Genomic DNA, 25,636 nt, shown 5'->3' on the forward strand with positions numbered 1-25,636 from the left:
GTCCTTACAGGTAGTGGCGCTGGCCGAGCTTGTGGGAGGCGTACGTCTCGTACGCGGCGCGGGTGGAGTCCAGGGCGGACGTCTGGGCGACGGGGACGTCCCACCAGCCGTGACCGGGCGGGTTCGGCCCGTACAGATCGGTCTCGACATGCACGACGGTCGTACGGGTGGCCGCCTTGGCCTTCTCCATCGCAGCCCGGAACTCGTCTACGGAGGTGGCGTGCAGGACGTCCGCGCCGAGACTCGACGCGTTCGCAGCGAGGTCCACGGGGAGCACATCGCCGTCGAGCTGGCCCGAATCACCGTCCCGGTAGCGGTACTTGGTGCCGAACCGCTGCGAGCCGAGCGACTCCGACAGCGCCCCGATGGACGCGAACCCGTGGTTCTGCACCAGGACGACGATGACTTTGAGCCCCTCGGAGACCATGGTGACGATCTCCTGAGCCATCATCAGATACGAACCGTCGCCCACGAGTACGACGACCTCCCGCGACGGATCGGCCATCTTCGCGCCGACTCCGGCGGCGACCTCGTAGCCCATGCAGGAGTACGCGTACTCGACGTGATAGGCCTTCGGATCCCGGGCCCGCCACAGCTGTTGCAGGTCGCCGGGCATGGAGCCGGCCGCGTTGATCACGACGTCACGGTCGCCGAGTACGTCGTTCAGGGCGCCCAAAATCTGGGTCTGGGCGGGGAGTTCGCCGGTGTTGCGGGACGGCGCGAAGCACTCCTCCTCGATCTCCCTTGTACGGGCGATGAGTTGGCGGGTCCGGTCGCGGTACTCCTGGTCCACCTCCCATTCCGTGAGGGCTCCCGCGAGGGCCTGGATGCCGAGCCGGGCGTCGGCCACCAGCGGCTCCGCCGAGTGCTTCACGGCATCCAGGCGGGCCACGTTGAGGTTGACGAAGGTGACGTCCGGGTTGCCGAAGACGGTGTGGCTGGCGGTGGTGAAGTCGGAGTACCGGGTACCGATGCCGAGGACGACATCGGCGTCTCGGGCCAGCTCGTTCGCGGCGTACGAACCGGTCGAGCCGAGTCCGCCGACGGCGTACGGGTGGTCCCACGGCACCGCGCCCTTGCCCGCGTGAGTGTCTGCGACGGGGATGCCGGTGGCCTCGGCGAAGGCCCGCAGCGCGGTCTCCGCACCCGAGTACACGGTGCCGCCACCGGCCACGATCAGAGGTTTCCTGGCGCTGCGGAGAAGAGCGGCGGCCCGCTGCACGGCCTGCGGTTCCGGCACCGGGCGGCCGACATGCCACACCCTCCGCCGGAAGAACGCGACCGGCCAGTCGTACGCCTCCGCCTGCACGTCCTGCGGCAGGGCGAGAGTGACGGCGCCGGTCTCCACCGGGTCGGTGAGGACCCGCATCGCGGCGAGGGCGGCCGGGATCAGCTGCTCGGGCCGGGATATCCGGTCGAAGTACTTGGACACGGAGCGGAAGGCGTCGTTGACGGTGACGTCCCCGCCCCGGGTGTCCTCCAGCTGCTGGAGCACGGGGTCGGCGGCACGGGTGGCGAACATGTCGGACGGCAGCAGGAGCACCGGGATGCGGTTGGTCGTGGCCAGAGCCGCACCGGTGATCATGTTGGTGGAGCCGGGCCCGGTCGACGCCGAGCAGGCGAACGTGGCGAGCCGGTCGCGCATCTTCGCGTAGGCGACCGACGCGTGCACCATGCCCTGCTCGTTGCGGGCCAAGTAGTAGGGGAGATCGGCCTCTTGGGTGACGGCGGCCTGGAGCAGCGCCTGGCCGATGCCGGCCACGTTGCCGTGCCCGAAGATGCCCCACACCCCGGGGATCAGCCGCTGCTCCTGGCCGTCGCGCTCGCTGTACTGGTTGGCCAGGAAGCGGACCAGGGCCTGGGCGGTGGTGAGCCGGACGGTAGTCATTGGTTCTCTCCGAAGGGGAGCCTGTCGTCGATGTCCTGCGTGTCCCAGGTGGAGCGCACCCAGCCGTGGGCGGGGTCGTCGCAGATCAGCCAGGCGCGTTCCTGCCCGGGACCGGCCATGACGTTGAGGTAGTAGAGGTCGTAGCCGGGCGCGGCGATCGACGGCCCGTGCCAGCCGTGCGGGATGAGCACCGTGTCGCCGGAGCGGACCTCGGCCAGCACATCGATCGGCCGGTCCTCGGTCCCGTACACCCGCTGGTAGCCGAAGGCCCGCTCACCGCCGTCGACCTCGAAGTAGTAGATCTTCTCCAGCTCGGACTCCACCCCGGGGCGTGCCTCGTCGTGCTTGTGGGGCGGGTACGAGGACCAGTTGCCGCCGGGTGTCAGCACCTCGCAGACGAGTAGCTGCTCGGCCTCGAACGTGCCCGGCAGGCAGTAGTTGTTGACCTGGCGGGAGCAGGCCCCGGCCCCGCGCAGCTCGACGGGGACGCCTTCCTTGGGGCCGTACCGGGCGGAGAGTGAGCTCCGCCCGGTACGGGCTGCGGGCAGCGCGAACCGTCCTCCGGTCGCGCTGCTGATCAGGGCTTCCGACTCGCGCGGGAGGTACGCGAAGTCGGTGACCGAGGCGAACACGCCCGTCCGCCCGGCGAGTTCGAAGGCCTTGCCGTCCGTGGTGACGGTGCAGGAGCCCGTCAGCGGCAGGACCAGGAACTCGGAGTCCCGGGTGGACAGGGCGTGCGCCTCGCCCGGCTCCAGGGTCAGGATCCTGAGGCCGGAGTATCCCCAGCCCGCCGACTCGGGCGTGACCAGGAGGTCGTAGGGTCCGTCGGCCGAACTCCCTTTGGGGAGGTGGTACTTGCCCGTGTCCGTCACAGCAGGCTCACCGCCTTGTCGACCGCACCGGCGACATCGCCGTTCGACGGGTAGAGCAGGGAACGGCCGACGACCAGCCCCTGTGCGGTCGGCTGCTTCAGCGCCTTTCCCCAAGATGCGAACGCGGCGGCGGCGTCCCTGACCTCGCCGCCCAGCAGCAGCGCGGGGAGTGTCGAGGCGGACAGCACGCGCTCCATGTCGGCCACGACCGGGAGCTTCAGCCAGGTGTAGGCGGTGCGCCGGCCCAGCCCCGAGGCGATGCTGACCGACTTGACGACGGCATCGGCGGAGAGGTCGTTGCGTACCTTGCCGTCCTGCCAGGTGGAGACGAACGGCTCGACCATGGCGATGAGTTGACGGTCGTTCAGCTCGTTGACGGCACGCGCGGTGTTCTCCAGCGCCGACGGTGTCGCCGGGTCGTCGAGCGCGATACGCGTGAGCATCTTGCCGCCGTCGAAGCCCATCGCCGCGATCGTCTCGGCGTCGTACCCGGTGAACCGGTCGTCGATCTCGAAGACCGACCCGGCGAGTCCCGCCCGGTTCATCGACCCGAAGACGCTCTTGCTGTCGAGTACGCCGAGCAGCAGCAGGTCTTCGAGGATGTCGGCGGTGGCCAGTACTCCGGTCACGCCGGGCCGCTCCAGGGCGGTGCACAGGCGGTCGAGGAGTTCGAAGCGGTCGGCCATGGCGTTCGGGTCGCCGCCGACCCCGTTGGCGCCGCGTGCGGGATGGTCGGCGGCGATGATCATCGCCTTGCCGTGCTCGCCGAGCAGCGAATGGGCCCTCACCCGGCGTGCGGCGGCCGTCGCGATGGCGCCGGGGTCGCCGACTCGGGCGGCCACGATCCGGTTCACGTTGTCGGACAGCACGTCGTCACGCCTTTCCATCGATGAGGGCGGGGGAGGCCTCGCGGAGTTTGGCCTCGACCTCGGCCTCGGTCGGCATGGCGTCGGAGCAGGACAGCCGGCCCGCGACGATGGCACCGGCCGCGTTGGCGAAGGCGATGGTGCGGCGCGTGTCCCAGCCGGCCAGCAGGCCGTGACAGAGGGCGCCGCCGAAGGCGTCACCGGCGCCGAGCCCGTTGACCACGTTCACAGGCACCGGCGGGATCTCGGCGACCGAGCCGTCGCGGCCCACGGCCAGCACACCCTTCGGTCCCTGCTTGACCACGGCCAGCTCGACTCCTGCGGCGAGCAGCGCCTTCGCGGCGGCGTACGGTTCGCGTTCACCGGTCGCCACCTCGCACTCGTCGAGATTGCCGACCGCGACGGTGGTGTGGCGCAGGGCCTCCGCGTAGTACGTACGGGCCTCGGCGGGGTCGGTCCAGAACATCGGCCGCCAGTCGAGGTCGAACACCGTTGTGCCCGTCTTCGCCCGGTGCGCCAGCGCCGCCAGCGTGGCCGAACGGCTCGGCTCCTCGCTCAGCCCGGTCCCGGTCACCCAGAAGACACGGGTGTCGCGTACGGCCTCCAGGTCCAGTTCCTCCGGGCGGATGTCCAGGTCGGGGGCCTTGGGGAGCCGGTAGAAGTACAGGGGGAAGTCGTCCGGCGGGAAGATCTCGCAGAACGTCACCGGGGTCGGCGCGATGTCCGACGTACCGACGAAGCGACTGTCGACGCCGTAGCCGGTCAGGGCCGTGCGGACGAAGTCCCCGAACGGGTCGCGGCCCGTCTTGGTGATCACGGCCGCGGAGTGCCCGTACCGGGCGGCGGCCACGGCGACGTTGGTCGGGCTGCCGCCGAGGTACTTGCCGAACGAGGTGACGTCCGCCAGGCCCACGCCCGTCTGGAGCGGATACACATCCACTCCCACTCGGCCCATGGTCAGGACTTCCAACGGCATGACGGGGTTTCCCTTCGGCGGATCGGCGGACTTAAAGCGCTTTAAAAGTGCTTTCAGCAGAGAACGATGCCCGTGCTGAAATGTCATGTCAATAGATTGTTAAAACATGCTGCCTCGGTGGCTGGACAGGCAGTGTCCGGTCGGCACGCACCACCGGGTCGTCGGGCTGCCGGAGGTGCGTGCCGAGGTGGTCGCAGCCGTCAGGGGCGGGCGGCCAGGTACTCGTCGATCTTCTTCCGCATGAAGCGGGAGGACTCCTTGGCCCGTTCCTCCCAGGCGAAGACGCACGCCGTGAGGGTGCCGTCGAAGCCGTTCGTGTGCAGGGCGCCGAAGAGTTCGTCGAAGTCGACCTCGCCCTCCCCGATGTCCAGGTGCTGGTGGACCCGGGCCGTGGTGCCGGGCGGGTTGAGGATGTAGCGGTTGCCCGACGACGCGGTGTGGTCGAAGACGTCGGCCAGATGGACGTGGGTGAGCAGGTCGCCCGCGTACTCGATGATCCCGGGGGCGTCGTTGCCGATGTGGAAGGTGTGCGGGGCGCAGTAGAGGAAGCTGACGTTGGGGTGGTTGATGCCCCGGATCAGGTTGACGGCGTCGTAGCCGTTCTCGATGAAGTCGTCCGGGTGCGGTTCCAGGGCCAGCTTGACGCCCTCGCGCTCGAACACCGGCAGCAGGTCGTCCATCGACTTCCAGAACTGCGCCTCGCTGCGGTCCGGGTCCTCGGGGCGGCCGTTGAACTCGGAGATCATGCTGTCCACACCGAGATCCGAGGTGATCTGGATGGCACGCTTCCAGTACCGTACGGCGGCCTGGCGGGCGTCCTCGTCCGGCCCCGACCAGCGGAACAGGGGCAGTACGGAGGAGATGCCGACGCCCGCCGCGTCCAGCGCCTTGCGGAACTTCCGTACCGTCGCGTCGTCCACGCGTGGGTGCCGGAAGAAGGGGATGAAGTCCTCCCGGGGGGACAGCTCGATCCACTCGTAGCCCAACTCGGCCACCACGGCGGGCAGTTCGAGGAGCGGGACGTTGCGGATCATATAGGGGTCGAGGGCGATCTTCACGGGGTGTGCCTTCCGGTCACGGGGAGACGGTGGGGCGTTGATTTCGCCGAGCCGTTGCCGAGCATTCGCCGGGCCTTCTCCGGGGTCAGGGCGTCGTCTTTTCCGAGGAGGCGGCCAGGGGCGCCTGGAGGTCTTCGGCCTCGGGGAGTTCTTCGACGTCGACGCCGCGTACCTGGGCCAACTCGTGCTTGAGGGCTGCGAGTTCGGCGCCGCCGGCCATGTGGTTGGTGAGTTCTTCGAGGCTGACCTCGCTGCGGGCGGCGCTCAACTCCATGGTGCCCAGGCGCAGGACGCTGAAGTGGTCGCCGACCATGTAGGCGTGGTGCGGGTTGTGGGTGATGAAGATGACGCCGAGGCCCTTGTCGCGGGCGGCGGCGATGTACTTGAGCACCACCCCGGACTGCTTGACACCGAGGGCCGCGGTGGGCTCGTCGAGGATGAGGACGCGGGCGCCGAAGTAGACGGCGCGGGCGATGGCCACGGACTGGCGCTGGCCGCCGGAGAGGGTGCCGATGGGCTGGTCGAGGTCGTCCAGGACGATGCCCATGTTGCGCAGTTCCGCGTCGGCCGTCTGCTTCATCTTCTCGATGTCGAGGCGGCGCACGGGCCAGGGGCCCTTGGTCATCTCGGAGCCGAGGAAGAAGTTGCGCCACACCGGCATCAGCGGGACGGTCGCCAGGTCCTGGTAGACCGTCGCGATACCGGCGTCCAGCGCCTCACGGGGCGTGCCGAAGTGCACCGGGGTGCCGTCGACGAGGAGTTCGCCCTCGGTGTGCTGGTGCAGCCCGGAGATGATTTTGATCAGCGTCGACTTGCCGGCGCCGTTGTCGCCGAGCACGCAGGTGACCTGACCGGAACGGACCGTGAGGTTCACGCCGTGCAGGGCACGGATGTTGCCGTACGACTTGCCGGTGTCGCGCAGCTCGACGATCGGCTTGCCGTCCTCGGGCGAACTCTCTTTGGTGAGCGTGCCGTTGGGGGAGGTTTCGTTGGTTGTCATGCGATCACCTCCGGGTCGCCTGGCGGCGGACCCACAGATTGACGAGGGCGGCGACCAGGAGCATCACGCCGAGGAACGCCTTGAACCAGTCCGGGTTCCAGTTGGCGTACACGATGCCCTGGGAGACCATGCCGAAGATGAACGCACCGATCACCGGGCCCACCGCCGAGCCGTAACCACCGGTCAGCAGACAGCCGCCGATCACCGCCGCGATGATGTACAGGAACTCGTTGCCCACGCCTTCACCGGACTGCACCGTGTTGAACGAGAACAGCAGGTGCATCCCCACGAACCAGGCACCCGCGCCCACACCCATGAACAGCGCGATCTTCGTGAACTTGACCGGGACACCGACAGCGCGGGCGCTGTCCTGGCTGCCGCCCACCGCGAAGATCCAGTTGCCGAACTTGGTGCGCAGCAGGATCCAGGTCGCGATGGCCGCGAACACCAGCCAGTACACGATCGTGATCTTGAAGTTCACGTCGCCGATGCTGAACTCGGACGCGAAGACCTTCTTGGCCTGGTCGAAGCCGTCCATGTCCGAGATCGAGTCGGACGCCACGTTCCCCGTGAAGATCTTCGTCACGGCGAGGTTCGCGCCCTGAAGGATCAGGAACGAGCCGAGGGTGACCAGGAAGCTCGGCAGCCCGGTCTTGATCAGCAGCCAGCCGTTGAAGGCGCCGACGGCGAGTGAGACGAGCAGAGCGACGATCACGCCGGTCCACACGTTCATGGACAGCTGGAAGCTGAGGATCGCGGCGGTGAGTGCGGAGGTGGTGACCGCGACACCGGCGGACAGGTCGAACTCCCCGCCGATCATCAACAGGGCCACCGGCAACGCCATGATGCCCATCACCGACGCCTGGTACAGCACGGTGGACAGTGCGCTGGTCTCCCGGAAAGCCGGAGCCGCCGCGAAGAAGAACAGGTACACGCCGATGGCGGCGATGAGCGCGCCGACCTCGGGGCGGGCCAACACCCGCCGCCCCAGGGACCGTTCGGCGGTGCGTCCGTCCTTCTGGCTGACCGGCGGAGCCGGCGGTGTGGTCACCGCCGGCGCAGCCTGCTGGGTCATACTCATCACCGGGTGCCCTTCGCGGCGAACGCGGCCACCTTCTCGACGTTGGACTTGTCGACGAAGGCCGGGCCGGTCAGGATCGGCTGCTCGCCGCCGCCGCTGTAGTTGCCGTTGTTCTTGTAGAGCCACAGGGAGTCGACCGCCAAGTAGCCCTGGAGGTACGGCTGCTGGTCGACCGCGAACTGGATGTCGCCCGCCTCGATGGCCGCGATCAGGTCCTTGTTGAGGTCGAACGTCGCGACCTTCGCCTTGCTGCCGGCCTCGGACGCCGACTGGACCGCCGTCAGCGCGAACGGGGCGCCGAGCGTGACGATCTCGTCGATGGACTTGTCCTGGTTGAGCTTCGCGGTGATCGTCGACTTCACGGACGGCATGTCGGTGCCGTTGACGTAGAGGGTCTCGGTCTTGCCGCTGAACGTCTTCTTCACACCGGCGCAGCGCTCTTCGAGGTTGACGTCACCCTGGGCCTGGACGACGCACACGGCGTGCTTGGCACCGGTGGAGTTGAGCTTGGTGCCTAGCGCCTGTCCGGAGACGGACTCGTCCTGGCCGAAGAAGGACAGCAGGCCCTGCTCCTTCCACACGGAGAGGCCGGCGTTGAAGCCGACGACGGGGATGCCGGCCGCCTCCGCCTTGGCGACGACGGCCTTCATCGCGTCGGGCTTGGCGAGGGTGACCGCGATGCCGTCGACCTTCTGGTCGATCGCGTTCTGCACCAGGTTGGCCTGGTCGCCGGCGGTCTCGTCGTTCGAGTAGATGAGCTTGACGTTGTCCTTGGCCGCGGCGGCCTGGGCACCCTTGCGGATGGTGTCCCAGAAGGTGTCGCCGGAGGGCGCGTGGGTGACCATCGCGATCGTCATCCGCGGGGTGGTGGCCTTGCCCGCCGAGGCCTCGGCGCCGCCGTCCTCGGACTTCTTGCCGCCGGAGTCGCTGGAACAGCCCGCCAGCACCAGGGCGGCTGCCGCGGCCGTGGCGACGACGGGGGCGATTCTGCGGGATCGCGGAAGAGATGTGCGGTTCATGCTTCATGCACCTCGCTGTGCAATGGGAGGGAGAGAGGGGAGGCAAGTGGGGGGATGGGGCAGCGATCCGCGGCTGGTGGATGGGGCCGGGGAACCGCGACGGTCCCTGTCGGAGTCGCGGTGAGAACATCAGGACAATTTAAAGCGCTTTAAGTCCTGGTACTATCGGCTCGTTTCACGAACGTGTCAAGGGTGTTGCGCAGGAAGATCTGGCGGGAGGCACAAGTGGACGAGGCCGGTTCGGCGCGTGGCCGGGACGGTGCGAGCAGGCGTCCCCGGCTGGAGGACGTGGCCGCGCGTGTGGGGGTGTCCACCGCCTCCGTCTCCCTGGTGTTGCGCGGAGTCGCCGGCCCCAGCGAGCGCACCCGGCAGCGCGTTCTGAAGGCCGCCGCCGACCTCGGCTACCAGGTCGACCGCACCGCCAGCCTCCTGGCCAGCAGGCGCACCCGGCTGCTCGGCGTCATGGTCGACATCCACAGCCCGTTCCACGCCGAACTGGTCGAGCATCTACACACGGCCGCTGAGGACGTGGGCTACGACCTGGTCCTCAGCACCCAGACCCGCACCCGCGACGAGCACACCGCCGTCGAGACGCTGCTCGCCTTCCGCAGCGAGGCCCTGATCCTGCTCGGCCCGACCGCTCCCGCCGACACCCTCGCCGCCCTCGACCGCAAGGCACCCGTCATCGCCGTCGGCCGCCGGATCGACGACGCCGACCTGGACGTCGTACGCAGCGCCGACGAGGACGGTGTCGGCCAGATAGTCGACCACCTGGTGTCACTCGGCCATCACGCGATCACGTACGTCGACGGCGGCAAGGGCGTGATCGCCACCGACCGGCGCCGCGGGTACCGCGCCGCCATGCGTCGGCACGGTCTGGACGCGCACATCAAGGTGCTGCGCGGCGACCACACCGAGGCGGCGGGTGAGCGTGCGGCCCGCCATCTCATCGACGGCGGCGAACTGCCCACAGCTGTCGTCGCCTACAACGACCAGTCCGCCATCGGCGTCCTGGCTGCGCTCTCCCGCGCGGGCGTCGACGTCCCGGGCGAGGTGTCGGTGGCCGGGTACGACGACGACGCCCTCTCCCGGCTGAGCTGCTTCAACCTGACCACCGTCAGCCAGAGCGCCCGTGAACAGGCCCGGTACGCGGTGACCGCCGCCGTCGAACGCCTCGACCAGGGGCGTACCGAGTCCCGTGAGGTGGTGCTGAACCCGCGCCTCGTCCTGCGGGGGACCACCGCCGCAAGAGGCTGAGCGGGATGGTCGGTACCTTGCCGGTCGCGGTGCTGGCGGATGGGGTTCGAGGCGTCCTGCTGTCAGAGGCCTTGTGGCTATGGCGGCACGTCAGCCGGTAGTCGCCGTGGCCCACGTGGGTGACCTCCGTGCAGTGGCTGCGGGTTGCGGCAGACATCGGATCGAGCGCTTTGCTGTCCGGTCCCTCGGGCCGCCCGGAGCCCCGGCTCGCCGTGGCCGGATACAGTGCACAGCGTGTGGGCCGACAAGCAGCAGCTGGAGCCGCGTACCGAGCAGCCTGACGGCCCCCGCCGCCGGGCCACGATCAACGACGTCGCCCAACTGGCCGGAGTCTCGCGCCAGACGGTCTCCCGGGCCGTCAACGACAAGGGCGAGATCGACCCGGCCACCAAGGAACGGGTCCTGGAGGCCGCCCGACTGCTGGACTACCGGCCGAGCCGGTTCGCGCGGGGCCTCGTCCGCAAGGGGGCGGTGACGGCGGGACTGGTGATCCCGGACCTGATGAACCCGTTCTTCCCCGAGGTGGCCGCCGGTGTGCTGGAGGCCGCCGAGCAGCGCGGCTGGCAGGTGGTCGTGTGGGACTCCCGCACCGACGACACCAGGGAGCGCGAGGCACTCGACGTACTGTCCCATCAGGCGGACGCGGTCGTCGGCTACTTCAAGAACGACGACGACGTTCTCGCCCGCCACCTCGGCGGCGTACCGCTCGTCCTGCTCGAACGCGGCCCGCAGCAGACGCAGTTCGCGGCGGTGGGTATCGACGCCGCCGCCGGGCTCGCGCAGGGCATCGCCCATCTCGTCGGCGCGGGACATCGCAGGATCGGGATGCTGGACGGGGACCGGATCGACGCGCCCGGGCCCCGGCGCGAGGCGTTTCTCGCCGAGGTCCGACGGCATGGGCTGCCCGTCGACGACAGCTGGATCGTGCGCAGTCCCGAGCACAGCGTCGCGGGCGGGGAGGTGGGGATGGCTCAACTCCTTGACGCTCGGCCCGAGATCACCGCGGTGTTCGGCTTCAACGACCTGATCGCCATCGGGGCGATGCGGTGCGCTCGGCGGCGGGGGCTGGGGGTGCCGGACGACCTGGCCGTGATGGGGTTCGACGGGCTGTCGCTGGGGGAGTTGGTGGAGCCGGCGCTGACCACTCTGCATCTCGACAAGCGGCAGTTGGGGCGGCTGGCTGTGGAGCAGGTGGCTCGGTTGCGGGCGGGGGAGGAGCCGTTGAGCGGTTCCGATGCGTGGGTTGTGCCTCAACTGGTGTTGCGCGCCTCGGTGTAGGGCTTCGGCGTATGGGTGGTTCGTTGGCTGCGGGGCGGTGGGGGGCCGGTCGCGCAGTTCCCCGCGCCCCTTTGGGGCGCGTCCTTGGCACCCGGTGTCCTTGTAGTACGCCAACACATCTTCCGTGTACGTCCCTTGACACTGGTTTTCGGCCGTGTCGATACTCAACGGCAACGTTCACGTGAACGTTCACGGCTCTGGCCGACATCGTTGTCTCAGCCTTCTGCTCTCCCCCCACCCGTTGAACGGGCCCGAGCGGCGCCATGCCCCGGTCGAGCCGTGCCCGGAAAGTGAGTGCGCGCCGATGGAACACCGAACAATGTCCCGCAGACGACTGCTGGGGGTCTCCCTCGGCGGTGCGGGTGCGGCCCTGCTGGGGCTGTCGGGATGCGGGGCGAGCAGTGGCTCGGCCTCCGTGGGTACCGACCATCTGAGCCTCTGGTACTGGAAGGGCTCCCTGAGCGACAAGCTCCTCGCCACCGCCAGACGGGGTGTCCCCGGTGCGCCGGGGGTCAAGGTGAAGGGCTCCCAGATCCCCGACGGGGACATCGACCACAAGGTGCGCACGAGTCTCGCCGCCCACGCCTATGTGCCGGACCTGACGGTCGTGAACTCCGACAACCTCGCCACGTTCTTCCCCGACGAGAACGAGTTCCTCGACCTGCGGACGGTGGGCGCGGAGTCCGTCCGTGACCAGTACCTCGACTGGAAGTGGAAGAGCTGCTTCACCCCGTCGGGCCGCATGATCGGCTTCCCGCTCGACGCCGGCCCCACCGCGCTCTACTACCGCAGGGACCTCTTCCGGGCGGCCGGACTGGCGTACGAACCGGCGGACGTCGCCGAGGCGATGCCCACCTGGGAGAAGTTCATCGACGCCGGACGGACCCTCCGGACGAAGGGGCCCGGCAAGCCCTACCTGGTGACCAACATCGGCAACGTCTTCCAGCAGGCCCTGCTCCAGAGCCCCAAGCAGTTCGTGGACGCCGACAACCGCTTCATCGGCGACCAGGCGCACATCCGACGCGCGTGGGACCTGTCCGTGGAAATACTTCAGCAGGGGCTCAGCGCGAGGATCACGGACGGTACGCCGGACTACAACGCGGCCATGAGCGGCGGAAAGGTCACCACGATGACCACCGCCGTGTGGGCCATCAACGGCCTCAAGGAGACCGCGCCCAGGACGACCGGCGCCTGGCGGCTGACCACCATGCCGGACGGCCCCGGCAACTACGGCGGCTCCTACGTCACCATGACCCGCTACTGCCGCGACCCCGAGGGCGGATTCGCCTTCATGAAGTGGCTGCTCAGCCCGGAGAACCAGCTCAAGAGCTACCAGGAGATGTCCCTGTTCCCCACCACTCCGGCCGCCTACGCCGACCCCGCGATGCACAGGGCCGACCCGTTCTTCGGCGGCCAGAAGCCCATCGACGTCTTCGGCCCGGCCGCCGAGAAAGCTCCGGTCATCTACTTCAGCCCGTACGAGGAGACCGCCAACACCCCGTTCTTCCAGGAGCTGACCAACGTGGAACTGCTCGGCAAGAAGCCCGACCGGGCCTGGCAGGACGCGGTCGACACCGCCGAGACCACGCTGTCCCGGCTGGGGGTGAGCTGACCATGGCCACGGTTCTCGACCCGCCGACCGACAGCAAGCAGCCCCTTGTCCGTCGTACGCGATCCACCGCCCCCGGCGGATGGCGCCGCCACTTCCCGCCGCTCCTCGCGATCTCCCCGTTCTACGTCCTGTTCGCCGTCTTCGGCGCCTTCCCGGTCGTCTTCTCCCTGTACCTGTCGTTCCAGGACTGGGACGGCATCGGGGACATGCGCTACATCGGGTTCAAGCAGTACGGCTGGCTGCTGGAGGACTCGGTCTTCTGGCACTCGGTGCTCAACACCTTCGAGATCTGGTTCCTGTCCACGGTGCCGATGCTGTTCCTGGCGCTTGTGCTCGCGTTCATGCTGCACTCGCAGGTCCGGTTCACGGGCGCCCTGCGGGTGGCGTACTTCATCCCCAACGTCACCTCGATGGTCGCCATGACCATCGTCTTCGGCTCGGTCTTCGCGCAGGCCGGGCTCGCCAACTCGCTGCTGCGCGCGGTCGGGTTGGACGGTGTCGGCTGGCTGTCCTCCGAGTGGGGCATCAAGTCGGCCGTCTCCATCATGATCATCTGGCGGTGGATCGGCTACAACGCCCTGATCTTCCTGGCGGGCCTCCAGGCCATCCCCACCGAGCACTTCGAGGCCGCCCGTGTCGACGGCGCGAACAGCTGGCAGACCCTCTTCCGGGTCGTCGTGCCGCAGCTGCGGCCCGTCATCCTCTTCGCCGCCGTCACCTCCACCATCAACGGCCTACAGATCTTCACCGAGTCCCAGGTGCTCTTCCAGTCGGACGATGTCGGAACCATCGGCGGACCGGGCCAGGAAGGTATGACCGTCGTGCTCTATCTCTGGCAGAAGGCGTTCAAGGACCATCAGTTCGGCTACGGGGCCGCGATGGGCTGGCTGCTCTTCGCGATCATCGCGGTGTTCACGGTCATCAACTGGCGGTTGGTCTCCGGCTCCGACAGCGACGACCGTGCCGGCATCGTCAGCCGTCTGCGTCTGCGTCTGCGTCTGCGTCTGCGTCTGCGTCTGCGTCTGCGTCTGCGTGGCAAGGGGGTGCGTGATGGCCGCTGACGAGAGGACGACCAGCAACGCGGGCCTCGCCATCGGCTCCGGCAGCAGAGTCACCCGGATCGGTGTCCGGGCGGTGCTGCTCCTCGGTGTGCTGGTCTCACTGTTCCCCTTCTACTGGCTGGTGGTGATGGCCTCCGGCACCACCCAGGACATCTACCAGTACCCGCCCAAGCTGATCCCGGGGACGCATCTCCTGGACAACATGCGGCGGGTGCTCGACACCGTCGATTTCTTCGGCTCGCTGTTCAACACCGTCGTCGTCGCCGTGCTCGGCACCGTGCTGGTGCTGTTCTTCGACTCGCTGGCCGCGTTCGCCTTCGCCAAGTACGAGTTCCCGGCGAAGAAGTTCCTGTTCGGCTCGCTGCTGGTCACGTACATGATCCCCGCGCAGCTCTCCCTGGTGCCACAGTTCGTCACCATGGCCGAGTTCGGCTGGGCCGGCTCGCTGAAAGCCCTGATCATTCCGGGCGCGGCCAACGCCTTCGGCATCTTCTGGATGCGCCAGTACGCCCAGAACTCGCTGCCCGACGAACTGCTGGACGCCGGGCGCATCGACGGCGCGGGCTTCTTCCGTCTGTACTGGCAGGTGGCGCTGCCACTTTTCCGGCCGGCCCTGGCGTTCCTCGGCATCTTCACCTTCATCGGCATCTGGAACGACTACATCTGGCCCCTGGTCGTCATGATCGACCCCGACAGGGTCACTCTCCAGGTCGCCCTGGCCAATCTCAACGTCCTGTACAACACCGACTACTCGCTGGTGATGGCCGGGGCACTGATGAGTGTCGTCCCGCTGATCATCGTCTTCCTGTTCGGGGCCCGGCACTTCCTGCGGGACCTGGCGGCGGGGGCGACGAAGATGTGACGGAGGTGAGGGCTTTTCTTCGCCCCCGCCGCCCCTACCCGTTCCCATCCCTGGGGGCTGCCGCCCCCAGACCCCCGCCATCGGCCTGCACGGCCTCGTCCTCAAACGCCGGACGGGCTGGGTTTCTCAGCCCGTCCGGCGTTTGAGGACAAAGGGGGGTCTGGGGGCTCAGCCCCCAGGGATGGGAACGGGCAGGGGCGGCGGGGGCGAGAACAAGCGCTGCGCGCCCCTCGCCTCGCACGCCTTGCTCGTGCCGCATGCCGGGCGCACGCTGGTCCCATGGGTGCGCACGAAGGCCCCACGCTCATCACCTCCGTCCAGCGGGCCTTCCGCCTGCTGGAGGCGGTGAGCGCGCACGAGAACGGCGCGCCGGCCAAGCAGCTGGCACGCGAGACGGGCCTGCCCCTGGCCACCGCCTACCACCTGCTGCGGACCCTGGTCCACGACGGCTACCTGCGGAAACTCGACGACGGCGGGTTCATCCTCGGCGACAAGTTCCAGACCCTGCGGACCACCGGCCGAGGGCAGGCGCTGCTCAGCCGGGTCCGTCCCACGCTGGCCGCGCTGCGCGACGAACTGGCGACCGCCGCCTACCTCACCTTCTACGAGGAGGGCGAGATTCGCGTCGCCGAGATCGTCGACGGGCCCAGAGCGCCCCGCGTCGACCTCTGGGTGGGGTTCGAGGACGCCGGACACGCCACCGCACTCGGCAAGTCCGTCCTGCGCGAGCTGGACGAGGACTCCCGCAAGGACTACCTCTCCCGCCACCACCTCGCCGACCTCACCCCGAGAACGATCACCAGCCCGCCGGAACTGCTCCGGCGCATCGACTCCTCACCGGTGGCCCCGGCCGTCACGGACCTGGAGGAGTACTCCCTCGGCACGGTCTGTGTCGCCGTCCCCGTCTACCGGGGCGACACGCTCGGCTCGCTCGGCGTGTCCATGCCGGTGGACCGGCTCTCCCGGCTGCCGGAGATCCGGGCCCGGCTGATGCCGATCGCGGACCGTGTGACCAGGCGTCTCTCGCTCACTATCTGAAAATCCGCTCCTTGTTTCCGACCCGGTTGATCGCGTTTCCTGATTACTGGATGAAACAGGCATATCGGGGGCTCACCCCGTACACAGGTGAGGACTGCGGACGGAACATGAGTCAGGCCCGACACCATGACGGCGACCACTGGCCGATGCGGACGTTCAGGAACAGCATGGCCGCGCTCCGGATCCTGCCCCTCTTGCCCCTCCTGCCCGTGCTGATCGTCGCCGGGGTCGTACTCGGCGACCTCGTCGGCGGAGCCGGGTCGACCTGGCTCCCGCTGCTCGCCGCCGGGCCCGCACTGGCCGCCACCACCAACGGACCGCGCGGTGTCTTCTGCGTCGGCCTCTTCGCCGGGGCGCTCGGTGCGGCACTCGGCAGCTGGAACGGCGTACCGGCCCGCGAGCTGGCCGCCGTCCTGTCCGCCCTCGCCGCCGTCACCCTGGCGAGCGGCCTGGCCAGCGCGCTGCGCGGACGCCGGGAGCGGGTCCTCGACGCCGTCCGCTCGGTCGCGGAGACCGCCCAGCACGCCCTGCTCGTCCCCGTCCCGGCGACGGTCGGCCCCTTCCAGGTGGCCGTCCGCTACAGCGCCGCGGCGGCCGAGGCCCGGATCGGCGGTGATCTGTACGCGCTGATACCCACGCCGTACGGGGTGAGACTGATCGTCGGCGATGTGCGCGGCAAGGGGCTGCCTGCCGTGGGGACCGCCGCGCTGGTCCTCGGTGTCTTCCGCGAGGCCGCCTACGACGAGCCCGATCTGCTCGCCGTCGTCGACCGCATCGAGCGGAGCCTCGCCCGCAACCTCGGCCCGGACGACTTCGTCACCGCCGTGGTCGCCGGATACCCGAGGCCGGGACACCTGGAGGTGGTGAACTGCGGCCACGCGCCCCCGCTGCTCGTCCACGCCTCGGGCGAGGTCACGGCCGTGGAGCCCGCGCACCCGGCCCCGCCCCTCGGCCTGCGCGCCCTCACCGGCCACACCCCCGACCTCCATGTGCTGCCCTTCGCCGACGGCGACCAGCTCCTCCTCTACACCGACGGGGTCACCGAGGCCCGTGACCGGGGCCGCGCCTTCTACCCGCTCGACGAAGGACTGGCCCGCCATGCCTCCGACGAGCCCGCCCGCACCCTCGACGCGCTCCACGAGGAACTCCTCGACCATGTGGGCGGGCGGCTCCACGACGACGCGGCGCTGCTCCTGATCCGCAAACCGACGGTCCGGGAAGTGGTGGTTCCCGAACCGTCGATGTGTGGGGCCACGGGGTGCGAGGTGCCCGTTACTCGCCCGACGGCGCGGTCAGCGTGACGCCGAGAGCCACCGGCGTACCGAAGTTCGGTGTGCCGTCGGCGTTCCAGGTGAACTTCTGCGCCCTGGTGGTGCGGTTCATGTCGCAGCCGCCGGAGGCCGAGTTGTTGGCGTGGTAGACGATCCAGTCCTCCGTCCCGTCAGGTGACTTGAAGAACCCGTTGTGGCCCGGCCCGTACACGCCGTTGGCGTTGGACCGCTGGAAGACCGGGTTCGGTGACTTGACCCAGGAGGCGGAGTTGAGCGGGTCGCCGGTTCCGTTGTACGTCAGCATCCCCAGCTTGTAGTCGGGCGTGGAGCAGTGGCTCGCCGAGTACACGATGAACGTCTTGCCGCCGCGCTGGAGCACCTCGGCGCCCTCGTTGACCGCGCCGCCGACCGTCTCCCAGCTGTAGGTCGGGGTCGACAGGATCCGGCGGGTGCCGCTCGCGGTCCACGGGTTGGAGAGCGGCCGGATGAACATGGGCTGCGAGCCGTTGTAGAACGTGCCGAGGAGATAGAGCTGACCGTTCAACTGGAGGATGCCCGGGTCGAGTTCCCAGGTGTTGTCCTGGGTCGGGTCGAGCAGGTCGGCCTTGAAGGAGTAGGGGCCCATCGGGTCGAGCCCCGCGCTCTCCAGTACATGGATGCGCTGGGTGCCCAGGTTGTACGGCTCCTGCCCGGCCGTGTAGTAGAAGTACCAGCGCTTGCCGTTCGGGCCGTCGAGCAGATGGAACTCCGGGGCCCACATCGTGCCCGCCCCGTTGGGTCGGGTCAGGTTGAAGATCACCTGGTCGGTGGCGGTCGCCAGCCCGGCGAGGGTGCTCGCCTTGCGCATGGTGATCGTCGAGTTCCAGGTGGTCGTGGCGAGGTAGTAGTAGCCGTCGTAGTACGTCAGCCAGGGGTCGGGCCCGTGCTGGGAGAGCGGGTTGGTGAAGGTGTGCGTGCCGGTGCCGTCGCTGGTGAAGCCGGGCAGCCGCCACACCCTGCCGTTGGCGGTGGCGCACGGGAGTTGGACGAGGTTGGTGTTCGAGGCGGACGAACCGCCGCTGGGCGTCACGCACTTGCCGGAGGAGACGGACACGATATTGAAGGTCTTGTCGGTTCCGGAGACCGTCACCGGAACGAGCCGCCACTGCTGGTTCGTCCCGTTGTGGCAGGGCCACTGGATGATCGTGGCGTTGTCCGCGGTGGACGCCCCGAAGACGTCGACGCACTGACCGGACTGCGTGGTGATCGTGTACGTGTCGGAGGTCCCGGCGACCGGGGTGTAGCCGAAGTTCTGGTTGGCGCCCGAGCTGCACGTGAACGCGCGCAGCTGGGTCGCGTTGGTCGTCGAACCGCCGGGCAGGTCAAGGCAGTTGCCGCCGTTCTGGTTCACGCCCGTCGAGCTGAACGTGACGGCGGCGGACGCGGGCGGCGCCACCAGGAGGGCGACCACCATGGCGAGCACGGCGACGAGTACGGCCGTACATCTGGAACGGGTCACTTCAGGCACATCCCTTCTCATCCCTCAGGGTCCGTACGCCTTGACTTCGAGGAGTCCGACGGAGCTGGTGCCGGTGGCGGTGAGCAGCACCCGTAGGCGGGTGGTACTGGTGGCCGTGAACGAGACGGAGTTGTACTGGTTCTTCGCCAGCCCGTACGCACCCGCGCCCGGCACGTCCACGTATGCGCTTCCGTTCCAGTACTGGAGCTTCCAGGCCGAGGGCATGTCGATGCCCTGGTCGTCGTCGAAGAAGTACACGTCGGCCTTGTTGAGGGTCTTCGCGGTCGGCCAGGTCAGCTCGGCCCACTGCTGGCCCGTCTCCGGCCAGGTGCCCCAGCGCGGGTTCACCGTGTCGTTGGACGAGGGCGGATCGATGCCGTCGTTGAGCGCGGCGACGCTCTCCCAGGCGGAGGTGTAGGACGCGGACGGTGTCGCCGAGGACGCCTGGTTGGCCGGTGGCTGCGGTGGCTGGACACCGCCCCGGTTGAAGGCCTTGACCTCGGTGAGGCCCGTCTTCGCGCCTGAGGCGTTGGTGGCCAGCACGCGGACGCGCTGAGCGGTGATCGCCGGGAACTGTACGAGGTTGTAGTTGGCGCGTGGAGCGGTCGGGGTCCTGGTCTGGCTGGGGGCGTTCACCCATGAACTGCCGTCGTAGTACTGGATGGTGTACGCGGACGGCGCCCGGTAGGTCGTACTGGCCGGGCGGCTGTCCTTGAAGTACAGGCGCACCTCGTTCAGTGTGCGGGCCGCGCCGAAGTTCAGCTCGTACCAGTCCTGGCTGTTGGCGGAGCCGCTGGCGCCCCAGAACGGCTCGTTGGTCGGATAGCCGTCGACCGCGCCCGACACCGAGCTGCCGGACCCGGTGTACGAGGCCGAAGTCGTCGCCCCGGACGCCAGGTTGGTCAGGTCGGCGGTGAGGTCGACGCCCGCCTTGGCGAGCATGTCGACCATACGGGGGCTGCTCTGGACGACCTGGTTGGGTGCCTGGAGTCCGGCGACCGTCGTGTTGTAGGTGACCGTGCCGCTGGTGGTGACGGAACCGGTCGCCGGGTCCCAGGTGAAGGGGACCAGGGAGCTGACGGTGGCTGCCCGGTTGCCGTTGACGTAGATCGAGTAGCCCTCAGGGACGCCCGGGTAGCGCACCACGCCGTCGGCCGGGTCGTCCCAGACGATCGACAGATCGGCGTTGCGGTAGCGGAGGTTGTTGACGGTGAAGTGGCTCCAGCCGATGTCGATCGGGGAGAGTTCCACCTTGGCGTCACTGCGCGGCCGGAGACCGGCGACGTCCTCGATCACCGTCCAGTTGCTGCTGCCCAGGATGTTGTGGTGGATCCAGGAGCGGTAGTCGATGGAGCTGCCGTTCCAGTCCGCCCAGAACTCGTTCGCGTCCGGCCACTGGGTGTTGCCGCCGACGTACTGCGCCCAGGTGTTCCAGTACAGGAGCTTCTTGTAGTCGGTCGCGTTCATCCACGAGTTGGGATAGTTGCGCAACACCGAGGAGTACAGCCGGAATTGGACAGTGGAGTTGATGGTCGAGAAGTTGTTGGAACCCGGCTCCCCGGCGTCGGCCGCCGCCTGCTTGTCGACCTGGTTGGCTGTGTAGAAGGGGAAGACCGGGTACTGGGCCGGGTCGTCGTACAGGCGCAACGCCTGCTTGTAGGCAGTGGTGTTGGGGACCGCGCCGACCGCGAACGGGTAGTAGTTGTTGATCTCCTTCCAGGGCACCCACTCGTTCGTCGACTTCAACCGGTGCTCGAACAACTGCCGGTTGGGGTTCCAGAGCACGTTGACGATGGCGTCCTTGATCTGCGTCGCCAGTGTCCGCATCTCGGTCGCCTTGGCCGTGTTGCCGATCGCCTCGTAGGCCTGCGCGGCGGCCAGTGCGCCGCTGTACTGGTAGGCGGACTCGGCGCGGTCCATGTTGCCGGGCTTCCAGTGGAAGGAGACCGCGTCGGCGTCGTTGCCGGTCAGCGCGCCCCAGTCGTACTCGATGAGCTTGTTGTTGTCGTGGTCGTAGTAGGCGAGTTGGCCCTTGACGTCGCCCTCGGCGTACCGCGCCAGGTTGGCGGCGATGCCCGGCTGGCCGCCGTGGATCTGGTAGCTCTTCCAGGCCGCCTCGGCGATGTACTGGGTGTAGCTGTTGGACCAGTTCTCCGGGTCACCCGGGTTGTCGAGGAACCGCCCGCCCTTCGAGGTCTGGCCGACGCTCAGCCAATCCCCGTACGCGTAGGCCGGGTTGCGCAGGTACTTCAGGTCGTCGATGTGCATCGGCTGGGTGAGCGCGATCGCGTTGTTGTAGCCGAGGACGCCCTCGGTCGACGTCGGGAACTGGAAGGTCTGCCCGGGGATGTCGGCGTCCAGGTTGTTGAAGCGCATCAGCCACCAGCGGTAGTAGACGCTCTTCTTGATCGCCGGTTCGGGTACGTCGATGTACGGCACGTTCTGCGCCCACCACAGGTTGTAGGCCCTGACGTGCGTCGCGAAGGCGGTCGCGTTCGAGTAGCCCGCGTAGGCGTTGTACTCGGTGAGCGACTCGGGGATCTCGTCGGTGACGAAGCCCATCACCACCTTCGCGGTCACCGTGGCGCCGGCCGCGACCGTCACCGAGCGGTTGAGACCGCCGCTGGAGACCGTGAAACCGTCGCCGGTGAGGCGGGGGCGGAGGGTGGTCAGGTTGTTGTACGCGTTGACCTGGCCGGTCAGCTCGCTGCCGGTGCCTGTGGTGGCGTACGGCGAAGTCGCCCGTAGTTGCAGGGTCGTTGAGCCCGTGCCGTTGTTCTTGATCGACAGGTTGGTCACGGCCACGTTGTTGTCGGTGATGAACTTGGTCTGGTTGACCGTGACCGAGCCGCTGGTGTGGACGCTGTTCCAGTGGCTGGGCACCTGGCGGCGCTGGGCGACCTGTTCGGTGAAGGTGCCCGGGCTGATCGCGACGGTGTAGGCGTTCTGGTTGTTGACGCTCTCCCAGTAGGCGACGTTGCCGCCGAAGCCGAGCACCGCCGGATTGTGGGTCTTCATGAAGAGGGCGCGGCCCCGGCTCATCAGCCAGGGGCCCGCAGGGTCGTCGCCGGTGCGGGCGAGCAGCCGGTCCATCCAGAAGTCGGTGCCCGAACTCTCCGCGTCGTAGATGGACTTCATCATGTCGCCGGTGGTGTGGGCGACGGGCGGGGCCGGGATCGCGGGTCCGCTGAAGGTGGGGAACCCGATGGTCTGCGCGGCGCGAGCGGGGGTCGCGGTGAGGGCGGAGCAGGCCACGAGCGCCAGGACGATCAGGAGGCGCTGTAAGGCGGGTTCGATTCGTCTTCGCATCGGACGGCTCCCCTTTGCTGAAACGACCTAAAAGGTTTTCGCAACGTAGGAGCGAGCTGATGGAGTGTCAAGAGTGGTGGTCGATAGCCCAGTTCATCGACGGCGGGATTCAGGACAGCAGCAGGATCCAGGACAGCGGGATTCAGGACAACGGTGCCGTCGAGCCCCGGATCACCACCCGGCAGGGCAGCGCCTCGATGCCCGAGCGCCGGCCCCCGCCGATCGCGGTGAACAGGGCGTGCGCGGCGGCCCGGCCGACCTGTTCGAGGTTCATGTCGACGCTGGTCAGCGGCGGCCGGGCGCCGGAGGTCAGGACGTGCCAGTCGTCGAAGCCCATGACCGACACGTCCTCCGGGACCCGCCGGCCGCGCTCGCGCAGTACGTCCATGGCGCCGCGCGCGATCTGGTCGTTGCCGCACAGCACCGCGTCGACGTCCGAGTGCCGGTCGAGCAGAAGCGCGGTGGCCGCCCGCCCCCAGCCCTCCGACCAGGCGCCGAACCTGGGCTCCTCGACCGGGGTCAGACCGGCGTCGGCGAGCGCGGCCAGGGCGCCCTCGGACCGCTCCCGCGCCGCGAGATACCCGGGGTCGCCGGTGATGTGCGCGATCCGGGTACGCCCGCACGCGAGCAGGTGGGTCACGGCGATCCGGCCGGCGTCGACGTTGTCGGGGACGATGGACAGATCGTCCGGGTCGTCCGACGGGGCGTACGCGTAGACCACCGGGACCGGCAGCTCCCGGCCCAGGGACGGACGCGGATCGGTCCGGCTGCCCACGACGATCAGACCGTCGACCCGGCGGCCCAACAGCGCCCGGACATGGTGCTGTTCGCGGATCGCGTCCCCCCGGGCGTCGCACAGGAACACGGCGACCTCGCCCGCCCCGAAGGCGTCCTCGGCGCCCATGAGGATCGGGATGCTGAACCGGCCCTCCAGGTCGCTGGTGAGCAGCCCGACCGTGCCCGTGCGCCCGGCGAGAAGACCGCGCGCCAGCTGGTTGGGGCGGAACGAGAGGCGCTCGGCCGCGTCGACTACGCGCTGTCGGGTCTCGGCGCGCACCTGGCTGCGGCCGTTGAGGGCCTTGGACGCGGTGGCGATGGACACGCCCGCCAGCCGGGCCACGTCGCTGAGGGTGGCGGGCTGCGAACGAGAGGGGCCGGTGGCCTGTGCCATGGATGAACTCCTGTCTCGCCTTGCGTGCGTAAACCGTACGCGAGTTGTTTCGGCCGAGGTGGCTCCCGCGCACTTTCACAGGTTTCGGTGTGCGTGGCGGGCGTGACATCAGGCTCGGACTTCCCTTCTGTGCAAGGGGATTGACGGGCCGTGAGCCGAGTCCTAGCTTCAGAAAGCCTTTTCGGTTTCTTTCCGGCGCGGAACCCACACGAGGGGGATCCTTATGGGGATCGTTATGGGGCACAGAGTTGCCACCGGCGCCGTCGCGCTTCTCGCCGCCGTGAGCCTGGTCACCGCCTGCGGTTCCGACGACAACGGCTCGAACGGTGGAGGAGGGGGTGGCGGGGGAGCGGCCGGTGTCACCGGCGTCGACGACGGTGCCACGTTGACGATGTGGACCCGGGCGGCGACCCGGCCGCAGAGCGAGGCCCTGGTCAAGGCGTACAACGCGAGCCACAAGAACAAGGTCGAGCTGACCGTCGTCCCCACTGACGACTACCAGGCCAAGGTCGGTGCGGCGGCCGGCTCCAAGGATCTGCCCGACCTGTTCGCCTCCGACGTGGTGTTCGTCCCGAACTACACCTCCAGCGGCCTCTTCGCCGACCTCACGGAACGCATCGACGCCCTGCCCTTCGCCGACAGCCTCGCCCCGTCCCACATCAAGGCGGGCACGTACGAGGACCGGAAGTACGTCGTCCCGCACACCCTCGATCTGTCGGTGCTCTTCTACAACAAGGACCTCTACCGGCAGGCGAAACTCGACCCGGAGAAGCCGCCCACCACCCTCGGCGAGTGGGACCAGCAGGCCCGTGCCGTGGACGCGCTCGGCGGCGGCGTCAACGGCACGTTCTTCGGCGGGAACTGCGGCGGCTGCGGGGTCTTCACCTGGTGGCCGTCCATCTGGGCCGCGGGGGAGGACGTTCTGAACGCGGACGGAACCGAGGCGACGCTGGACTCCGCCACCGCGAAGAAGGTCTACGACACCTACCGGGGCTGGGTCGACGACGACATCGTCGCCCCCGGCGCCCGTGACGAGACCGGCGCGACCTGGACCGGGGTCTTCCCGAAGGGGCAGGTCGGGGTCATGCCGATGCCCTCGACCACGCTGGGGCTGATGCCGAAGGACCTGGACCTCGGTGTCGCGCCCATCCCCGGACCCGACGGCGGCAAGTCCACCTTCGTCGGCGGCGACGCCATCGGCATCTCCGCCACCAGTAAGTCGGCTGACCAGGCCTGGAACTTCCTCGCGTGGTCCTTGGGTGACAAGGCGCAGGTCGATGTGGTCGCCGCGCACAAGGATGTGGTGGCGCGGGCGGATCTGGCGTCCAACAAGTACTCGGACGCGGATCCGAGGCTCGTGACGATCAACGAGCTGGTGGGGGAGGGACGTACTCCGTACGCCTTGAAGTTCGGCCAGACCTTCAACGATCCGAATGGGCCTTGGCTGAGCTTGATGCGGGATGCGGTGTTCGGTGATGGGGCGGATGTGGAGAAGGACAACGAGGCGGTGAGTGCTTCGTTGGCGGACTGAGGGTTGTCTGCGGGTGCGTGGGGGCTGGTCGCGCAGTTCCCCGCGCCCCTGAAGGGCGGGGCTGCGCCCCTGCCCTTCAGCGGCACAGTTGGCCGACTCTGTAAAGGAGCCTCATGCGCACCCGCAAGGCCCAGGGCCTCGCCTACGCCGCCCCCACCGCCGTCTTCGTTGCCGTCTTCTTCCTACTGCCACTCCTCCTTGTCGGCCAGATGTCCCTCAGCGACTGGCCCCTCCTCGCCGGTGACCGGGGCCTCAACACCCCCGAGAACTACACCGACGCCACCGACACCGCCCTCTTCTGGCCGGCCGTCCGCTTCACGCTTCTCTACACCGTGATCGTCACGGTCATCCTCCTCGGCCTCGCACTCCTCCTCGCCCTACTCGTGCAGGAGTCCCGACCGGCGGCGGGGTTCTTCCGTACGGTCTACTTCCTGCCCAGCGCCCTCGGGCTCGCCTCCGCGTCCCTGCTCTTCTGGGGGCTGTACAGCCCGACTACCGGCCCCCTCAGCGACATCCTCGAAAACCTGGGTCTCGTCGACGACCCGGTGTCCTTCCTCGGCACCCCGACCTCCGCGCTCCTCTCGACGGTCTTCCTGATCGTCTGGAAGTTCGCCGGGTTCTACATGCTGATCCTTCTCGTGGGCCTCCAGCGCATCCCCCACGACGTGTTCGAGGCGGCCCGGATGGACGGCGCCAGCCGGGGCCAGATCTTCCGCTCCATCACGCTGCCGCTCCTGCGCCCGTCCCTCGCGCTGACGCTGCTGCTCTGTGTGACCGGATCGCTGCTCGCCTTCGACCAGTTCTTCGTCCTCACCAAGGGCGGACCGGACAACAGCACCGTCACCGTCGTCCAGTTGATCTACCGGGAGGCCTTCCAGCGGATGAACCTCGGTACGGCGGCGGCTCTTTCGGTGATCGTCCTGGCCGTACTGCTGCTCCTCAACGCCCTCCAGTTCCGCGGTCTGCGCCGCGCCGACGAGTCATGAGA

20 protein-coding genes are annotated in these 25,636 nt (G+C 68.6%); 9 read left to right on the forward strand and 11 right to left on the reverse strand.

Annotated elements, in window-relative coordinates:
- Positions 1–4: 4 nt before the first annotated feature.
- The 8 genes from iolD to OG787_RS43250 all read right to left on the reverse strand — a co-directional run bounded on the left by iolD (position 5) and on the right by OG787_RS43250 (position 8,760).
- On the reverse strand, positions 5–1,888 hold the full coding sequence (gene iolD / locus OG787_RS43215; protein WP_405538948.1) for a 3D-(3,5/4)-trihydroxycyclohexane-1,2-dione acylhydrolase (decyclizing): 1,884 nt from the start codon (positions 1,886–1,888) through the stop codon (positions 5–7).
- The gene (gene iolB / locus OG787_RS43220; protein WP_405538949.1) at positions 1,885–2,760 is read right to left on the reverse strand and encodes a 5-deoxy-glucuronate isomerase; all 876 of its coding nucleotides are present in this window, start codon (positions 2,758–2,760) and stop codon (positions 1,885–1,887) included. The genes iolD and iolB overlap by 4 nt, the downstream gene beginning before the upstream one ends.
- A complete protein-coding gene (locus tag OG787_RS43225; protein WP_405538950.1) occupies positions 2,757–3,629 on the reverse strand; it encodes an aldolase in 873 nt (290 codons plus the stop codon). Before OG787_RS43225 ends, iolB begins: the two co-directional genes overlap by 4 nt.
- A 4-nt stretch (positions 3,630–3,633) precedes the next feature.
- Entirely contained in the window at positions 3,634–4,602 is a 969-nt protein-coding gene (gene iolC / locus OG787_RS43230) for a 5-dehydro-2-deoxygluconokinase (RefSeq protein WP_369037105.1), read from the reverse strand.
- 200 nt (positions 4,603–4,802) lie between these two features.
- Complete coding sequence (locus tag OG787_RS43235) at positions 4,803–5,660, reverse strand: sugar phosphate isomerase/epimerase family protein (protein ID WP_369037106.1); 858 nt, start codon at positions 5,658–5,660, stop codon at positions 4,803–4,805.
- A gap of 85 nt (positions 5,661–5,745) precedes the next feature.
- On the reverse strand, positions 5,746–6,660 hold the full coding sequence (locus OG787_RS43240; RefSeq protein WP_369037107.1) for an ATP-binding cassette domain-containing protein: 915 nt from the start codon (positions 6,658–6,660) through the stop codon (positions 5,746–5,748).
- 4 nt (positions 6,661–6,664) lie between these two features.
- Complete coding sequence (locus OG787_RS43245; protein WP_369037871.1) at positions 6,665–7,741, reverse strand: ABC transporter permease; 1,077 nt, start codon at positions 7,739–7,741, stop codon at positions 6,665–6,667.
- Positions 7,741–8,760 carry a sugar ABC transporter substrate-binding protein gene (locus OG787_RS43250; protein WP_369037870.1) on the reverse strand — a complete coding sequence of 340 codons (1,020 nt, stop codon included), beginning with the start codon at positions 8,758–8,760 and terminating at the stop codon, positions 7,741–7,743. Before OG787_RS43250 ends, OG787_RS43245 begins: the two co-directional genes overlap by 1 nt.
- Positions 8,761–8,985: 225 nt before the next feature.
- On the opposite strand from OG787_RS43250, the gene OG787_RS43255 reads away from it, so the two are divergent.
- The 7 genes from OG787_RS43255 (at position 8,986) to OG787_RS43285 (ending at position 17,169) form a co-directional block, all read left to right on the forward strand.
- The gene (locus tag OG787_RS43255) at positions 8,986–10,017 is read left to right on the forward strand and encodes a LacI family DNA-binding transcriptional regulator (RefSeq protein WP_369037872.1); all 1,032 of its coding nucleotides are present in this window, start codon (positions 8,986–8,988) and stop codon (positions 10,015–10,017) included.
- A gap of 234 nt (positions 10,018–10,251) precedes the next feature.
- Positions 10,252–11,295, forward strand: a complete 1,044-nt coding sequence (locus OG787_RS43260) for a LacI family DNA-binding transcriptional regulator (RefSeq protein WP_369037869.1) — start codon at positions 10,252–10,254, stop codon at positions 11,293–11,295.
- Positions 11,296–11,614: 319 nt separating this feature from the next.
- Positions 11,615–12,907: an ABC transporter substrate-binding protein gene (locus OG787_RS43265; protein ID WP_405538952.1), complete on the forward strand. Its 1,293-nt coding sequence runs from the start codon at positions 11,615–11,617 to the stop codon at positions 12,905–12,907.
- A 2-nt stretch (positions 12,908–12,909) separates the two neighbouring features.
- Positions 12,910–13,968: a carbohydrate ABC transporter permease gene (locus OG787_RS43270; RefSeq protein WP_405538953.1), complete on the forward strand. Its 1,059-nt coding sequence runs from the start codon at positions 12,910–12,912 to the stop codon at positions 13,966–13,968.
- Positions 13,958–14,830, forward strand: coding sequence for a carbohydrate ABC transporter permease (locus OG787_RS43275; RefSeq protein WP_369037866.1), 873 nt, complete (start codon positions 13,958–13,960; stop codon positions 14,828–14,830). Before OG787_RS43270 ends, OG787_RS43275 begins: the two co-directional genes overlap by 11 nt.
- 279 nt (positions 14,831–15,109) lie before the next feature.
- Positions 15,110–15,868, forward strand: a complete 759-nt coding sequence (locus tag OG787_RS43280; protein WP_369030109.1) for an IclR family transcriptional regulator — start codon at positions 15,110–15,112, stop codon at positions 15,866–15,868.
- A gap of 167 nt (positions 15,869–16,035) precedes the next feature.
- On the forward strand, positions 16,036–17,169 hold the full coding sequence (locus tag OG787_RS43285; protein ID WP_369030119.1) for a PP2C family protein-serine/threonine phosphatase: 1,134 nt from the start codon (positions 16,036–16,038) through the stop codon (positions 17,167–17,169).
- Here the strand turns inward: OG787_RS43285 and OG787_RS43290 are convergent.
- From OG787_RS43290 to OG787_RS43300, 3 genes are all read right to left on the reverse strand, one after another.
- Positions 17,141–18,637, reverse strand: coding sequence for a family 43 glycosylhydrolase (locus tag OG787_RS43290; RefSeq protein ID WP_405538955.1), 1,497 nt, complete (start codon positions 18,635–18,637; stop codon positions 17,141–17,143). The genes OG787_RS43285 and OG787_RS43290 overlap by 29 nt on opposite strands.
- A gap of 24 nt (positions 18,638–18,661) precedes the next feature.
- Complete coding sequence (locus OG787_RS43295; protein ID WP_405538956.1) at positions 18,662–21,946, reverse strand: discoidin domain-containing protein; 3,285 nt, start codon at positions 21,944–21,946, stop codon at positions 18,662–18,664.
- Positions 21,947–22,088: 142 nt separating this feature from the next.
- On the reverse strand, positions 22,089–23,117 hold the full coding sequence (locus OG787_RS43300) for a LacI family DNA-binding transcriptional regulator (RefSeq protein WP_369030106.1): 1,029 nt from the start codon (positions 23,115–23,117) through the stop codon (positions 22,089–22,091).
- 235 nt (positions 23,118–23,352) lie between these two features.
- On the opposite strand from OG787_RS43300, the gene OG787_RS43305 reads away from it, so the two are divergent.
- Positions 23,353–24,648 (forward strand): ABC transporter substrate-binding protein, encoded by a 1,296-nt coding sequence (locus OG787_RS43305; RefSeq protein ID WP_405538958.1) that lies wholly within the window; start codon positions 23,353–23,355, stop codon positions 24,646–24,648.
- A gap of 113 nt (positions 24,649–24,761) precedes the next feature.
- Entirely contained in the window at positions 24,762–25,634 is an 873-nt protein-coding gene (locus OG787_RS43310) for a carbohydrate ABC transporter permease (protein ID WP_369030104.1), read from the forward strand.
- The last annotated feature ends 2 nt before the right edge of the window (positions 25,635–25,636 follow it).

The organism is Streptomyces sp. NBC_00075 (assembly GCF_045041225.1).
In the GTDB taxonomy this organism is placed as follows: domain Bacteria; phylum Actinomycetota; class Actinomycetes; order Streptomycetales; family Streptomycetaceae; genus Streptomyces; species Streptomyces adonidis.

Coding starts and splice junctions, on each gene's coding strand:
- iolD (WP_405538948.1), bottom strand. CDS start 1,888: ATGACTACCGTCCGGCTCACCACCGCCCAGGCCCTGGTCCGCTTCCTG.
- iolC (WP_369037105.1), bottom strand. CDS start 4,602: ATGCCGTTGGAAGTCCTGACCATGGGCCGAGTGGGAGTGGATGTGTAT.
- OG787_RS43240 (WP_369037107.1), bottom strand. CDS start 6,660: ATGACAACCAACGAAACCTCCCCCAACGGCACGCTCACCAAAGAGAGT.
- OG787_RS43245 (WP_369037871.1), bottom strand. CDS start 7,741: ATGAGTATGACCCAGCAGGCTGCGCCGGCGGTGACCACACCGCCGGCT.
- OG787_RS43250 (WP_369037870.1), bottom strand. CDS start 8,760: ATGAACCGCACATCTCTTCCGCGATCCCGCAGAATCGCCCCCGTCGTC.
- OG787_RS43265 (WP_405538952.1), top strand. CDS start 11,615: ATGTCCCGCAGACGACTGCTGGGGGTCTCCCTCGGCGGTGCGGGTGCG.
- OG787_RS43270 (WP_405538953.1), top strand. CDS start 12,910: ATGGCCACGGTTCTCGACCCGCCGACCGACAGCAAGCAGCCCCTTGTC.
- OG787_RS43275 (WP_369037866.1), top strand. CDS start 13,958: ATGGCCGCTGACGAGAGGACGACCAGCAACGCGGGCCTCGCCATCGGC.
- OG787_RS43280 (WP_369030109.1), top strand. CDS start 15,110: ATGGGTGCGCACGAAGGCCCCACGCTCATCACCTCCGTCCAGCGGGCC.
- OG787_RS43285 (WP_369030119.1), top strand. CDS start 16,036: ATGGCCGCGCTCCGGATCCTGCCCCTCTTGCCCCTCCTGCCCGTGCTG.
- OG787_RS43295 (WP_405538956.1), bottom strand. CDS start 21,946: ATGCGAAGACGAATCGAACCCGCCTTACAGCGCCTCCTGATCGTCCTG.
- OG787_RS43300 (WP_369030106.1), bottom strand. CDS start 23,117: ATGGCACAGGCCACCGGCCCCTCTCGTTCGCAGCCCGCCACCCTCAGC.
- OG787_RS43305 (WP_405538958.1), top strand. CDS start 23,353: ATGGGGCACAGAGTTGCCACCGGCGCCGTCGCGCTTCTCGCCGCCGTG.
- OG787_RS43310 (WP_369030104.1), top strand. CDS start 24,762: ATGCGCACCCGCAAGGCCCAGGGCCTCGCCTACGCCGCCCCCACCGCC.